Annotated in this window: 4 protein-coding genes and 1 pseudogene; 1 reads left to right on the forward strand and 4 read right to left on the reverse strand. The window is 68.0% G+C overall.

Annotation, left to right across the window (positions count from 1 at the left end; genetic code table 11):
* Together AC6EI8_RS25355 and AC6EI8_RS25360 are read right to left on the reverse strand one after the other, a co-directional pair.
* Positions 1–180 (reverse strand): annotated as a pseudogene (locus AC6EI8_RS25355) (nodulation protein NodS); the annotation flags it as partial.
* Positions 177–1772: an acyl-CoA synthetase gene (locus AC6EI8_RS25360; protein WP_149316105.1), complete on the reverse strand. Its 1596-nt coding sequence runs from the start codon at positions 1770–1772 to the stop codon at positions 177–179. The gene AC6EI8_RS25360 and the pseudogene AC6EI8_RS25355, both read right to left, overlap by 4 nt.
* 215 nt (positions 1773–1987) lie before the next feature.
* Here AC6EI8_RS25360 and AC6EI8_RS25365 point away from each other — a divergent pair, with 215 nt between their 5' ends.
* Positions 1988–2554 (forward strand): TfoX/Sxy family protein, encoded by a 567-nt coding sequence (locus tag AC6EI8_RS25365; RefSeq protein WP_498383240.1) that lies wholly within the window; start codon positions 1988–1990, stop codon positions 2552–2554.
* 6 nt (positions 2555–2560) lie between these two features.
* Here the strand turns inward: AC6EI8_RS25365 and AC6EI8_RS25370 are convergent, their stop codons facing one another.
* Both AC6EI8_RS25370 and AC6EI8_RS25375 read right to left on the reverse strand, forming a co-directional pair.
* The gene (locus tag AC6EI8_RS25370; protein WP_498383241.1) at positions 2561–3196 is read right to left on the reverse strand and encodes a flavin reductase family protein; all 636 of its coding nucleotides are present in this window, start codon (positions 3194–3196) and stop codon (positions 2561–2563) included.
* Between the two features lie 29 nt (positions 3197–3225).
* Positions 3226–3568: FCD domain-containing protein (locus AC6EI8_RS25375; protein ID WP_498383242.1), on the reverse strand; the 343-nt coding region annotated here is incomplete at its 5' end.

Genomic DNA, 3568 nt, shown 5'->3' on the forward strand with positions numbered 1-3568 from the left:
CATCTCGCCATTGGCGCAGCCGGGCTCGAAGGCCGAGCGATAGCGCGGCCGATCGAGCATCGCCAGCAGCAGCGCGCGCTTGCGCGCCTCGAACCAGCGCGTACGGTAGTGCCAGGGATCGTCGCCGTTGGCGTAGACGGCGTCGAAGTAGGCGTCGGGGGTCGGCTCGCCGGTGCTCATGCCTGCGCCTCGTACCGGCGGCGCAGTTCGCGCTTGAGCAGCTTGCCGCTGGGGTTCTTCGGCAGCGCATCGGCGAAGATCACGCGCTTGGGCACCTTGAAATGCGCCATGCCGGCCTTGCAGAAGTCGATCACCTGCTGCTCGGACAGCGATTGCCCTTCCTTGAGCACGATCACCGCGGTCACCGCCTCGACCCAGTAGGCATCGGGCAGGCCGATCACCGCGACCTCGGACACCTCGGGGATGCGGAAGATCATTTCCTCGACCTCGCGGCTGGCCACGTTTTCGCCGCCGCTCTTGATCATGTCCTTCTTGCGGTCGACGATCGTGATGTAGCCCTCCTCGTCGCGCACGGCCAGGTCGCCGCTATGGAACCAGCCGCCGCGGAAGGCCTCCGCGGTGCGTTCGGGATCGTTGTAGTAGCCGTCCAGCAGTTGCGGCGAGCGATGGACGATCTCGCCGATCTCGCCGGTCGCGACATCGCGCATCTCGTCGTCGACGATGCGCGTCTCGACATTGAGGGCCGGCTTGCCGGCCGAGCCGGCCTTGCGCAGCTGGTCGTCGGGATGCAGCACGGTCGCCAGCGGCGCGATCTCGGTCTGGCCGTAGAAGTTCCACAGCCGCACGCCCGGCATGCGGCGCTGCATTTCCTTCAGCACCTCGACCGGCATGATCGACGCCCCGTAGTAGCCCTTGGCCAGCGTTCCGAGGTCGGCGCCCTCGAACAGCGGCGAGCGCAGCAGCGCGATCCAGATCGATGGCGGTGCAAAGAACGCATTGACGCGATGGCGCGCGATCAGCGGCAGGATCACGTCGGGCCGCGGCTGGCCCGTGATGATGTTGGTCGCTCCCAGATACACCGCGGGGCCGAGGAATACATCGAGCTGCGCGCAGTGATACAGCGGCAGCGCGTGCAGCACCACGTCGTCGGCCTGCATATTGCCCTCGACGATGCAGGTGACGTACTCCCACAGCACTGCCTCGTGGCTCAACATCGCGCCCTTGGGCAGCGACTCGGTGCCGCTGGTGTAGATGATCTGCAGCAGCGCGCGCGGATCGACCGGCGCGATGTCCGGTATTGGTGCGCTGGCCATCAGCAGATCGTCGAAGCGCAGCATGCCTTCGGGCGCGCCGTCGGCCTGGTCCTCCGAGGGCAGCCAGATCTGCAGGCCGATCTGCACGCCATCGGCCGCGCCCTGCTCGACCGCGGCCACGGCCAGCGCCTCGAAACCCGCGCCTACCAGCAGCGTGCGCGCGCCCGAGCTGCGCAGGATGTAGGCGACCTCGCCGGCATTGAGCATGAAATTGATCGGCACCAGCACCGCGCCCATGCGGGCCAGCGCGAACCGCATCGCCGCGAAGGCGTGCGAATTGCGCGACAGGATGGCGACGCGGTCGCCGGCGGCAATGCCCTGCTGCGACAGGGCCGCGACCAGGCGGTCGCAGATCTGGTCGAAATCGCGGTAGCTCCACTGCACGTCGCCGCAGACGATCGCGGTCTTGTCGGGCGTGCGCTGGGCCGAGCGCCGCAGGATGTCTCCCACGCCATGCTGATGCGCGCGGCGGATCGCCGCCTGCTGGTCTAGCGTCATGCTGCTGTCTCCTGTGCCTGTTCTGTGCGCATCCTGTGCGCATTCTGTGCTCGTTCCGAGTTCGTTCCATGCATCCTGCTCGCGGCGGACCGCTGCGGGAACATCGGCCGCCGGCCGCGTCAGGCTAGCAGCATTCGCGCGGCGGCGCATCCCCCCTGGGCACGGTGCGGGCGGTGCTAACATCGCCGGATCGCATGCCACCCCGCCAGTCCCCCATGTCCACGTCAGCCCGTCGTCCGGATCCCTTCGTCGACCATCTGCTCGAACTGATGGCGCCGCTGGCCGCCCGCATCGGCCCGATCACGGCGAAGCGGATGTTCGGCGGGCATGGCCTGTACTACGACGGGCTGATGTTCGGCCTGGTGACCGATGGCCGCTGCTATCTAAAGGCCGACGCGGTCACGCTGCCGCGATTCGAGGCGCAAGGCTGCGAGCCCTTCAGCTATCGGAGCCGCGACAAGGAGGTGGTGATGCGGCACTACCTGAGCCTGCCGGCCCAGTGCCTGGAGTCAGCCGGCGAGATGGAGCCCTGGGCGCGCGAGGCGGTGGAGGCCACGCTGCGGCTGGCGAACGCGGCGCCGGCCAGGCGCAAGCCCGCGGCGAAGAGCTCGGCACCGACGAAGGCAGCACCGAAGAAGGCGGCACCGAAGAAGGCGGCGGCGAAGACGGTCACAGCGAAGAAGACTGCGGCGAAGACGGTCACAGCGAAGAAGGCTGCGGCGAAGAAGGATGCCGTCCAGCCCGAGCCCCAGCACCAGCCACGGCGCAAGGCGCGGGGATAGCCCCTGTCACATCTCGTCGATCGGGGTCGACGCGGTCGGCTTGCCGGCGTCCTGCTCCAGCGAGAAACGGTCGCGCGTGGTCACATAGAAGCTCGCGCCGAACCGCCCGACCGGGAAATACTCCTGCAACCTGACGCGCCAGCGTTCGGTGTCGATCAAACCGTCTCTCGCATGCAGCCCCAGCACGCGGCCGATGAAGATCTGGCGGCTCTCCGTCTCCAGCGTCTCCCACAGCCGGCATTCGAACGCGACCGGTGCCTCGGCGATCCGCGGCGGCGCGATGCGCGTGCTGGGCGCCGCGGTCAGGCCGACGTGCGCCAGTTCGCTGACATCCGGCGGCAGCCGCTCGCCGCAGCGGTGCATCCGCTCGGCCATGGCCTCGTCGCACAGATGCACGACGAATTCGTCGGAGCGCACGATATTGGCCGCGGTGTCCTTCAGCGCGCCATCGGCCAGGCGGTTGACGCTGATCATCACGATCGGCGGCTCCTCCCCCAGCATATTGAACATCGAGAATGGCGCGGCATTGGCGGTGCCGTCCGCGCCCAGCGTGGTCACCAGGGCGATCGGCCGCGGCACGATCAGGCTGGCCATCAGCTTGTAGCGCTGATATTCGGTAATGGCGTCGAAATCGATTTCCATGTTGGCGCGAACGCCTCGTTTGTGTTGTGTCAAAGGCCGAGCAGCTGGGCCAGGCTCTTCTCGCCCTGCATGCGCGAGGTCTCGATGCGCTGCTCCAGTTCGCGCAGGTGCGCGTCCATCCTGCCGATGGCCCCGGCCGCATCGCGTTTCTCGATGCAGTCGACGATCGCCGCGTGCTCGTCGTGCTCGCATGGCGCATGGCCGGGCGGCTCGTACAGGCCGACGATCAGCGAGCAGCGCGACACCAGCTCCGTCAGATAGCGCTGCAGCACCGGATTGCGCGCCAGCGCGGCGATGCGCAGATGGAAGCCGCTCGCCAGCCGTGCCCATGACGGCTGGTCGAAACGATGCATGGCCTCGTGCTCCTCGGCC

It is taken from the genome of Cupriavidus sp. R6-3 (assembly GCF_059772245.1).

Bases quoted from the DNA above. Each gene is read 5' to 3' on its own strand.
- AC6EI8_RS25365 (WP_498383240.1), top strand. From the start codon at position 1,988: ATGTCCACGTCAGCCCGTCGTCCGGATCCCTTCGTCGACCATCTGCTC.
- AC6EI8_RS25360 (WP_149316105.1), bottom strand. From the start codon at position 1,772: ATGACGCTAGACCAGCAGGCGGCGATCCGCCGCGCGCATCAGCATGGC.
- AC6EI8_RS25370 (WP_498383241.1), bottom strand. From the start codon at position 3,196: ATGGAAATCGATTTCGACGCCATTACCGAATATCAGCGCTACAAGCTG.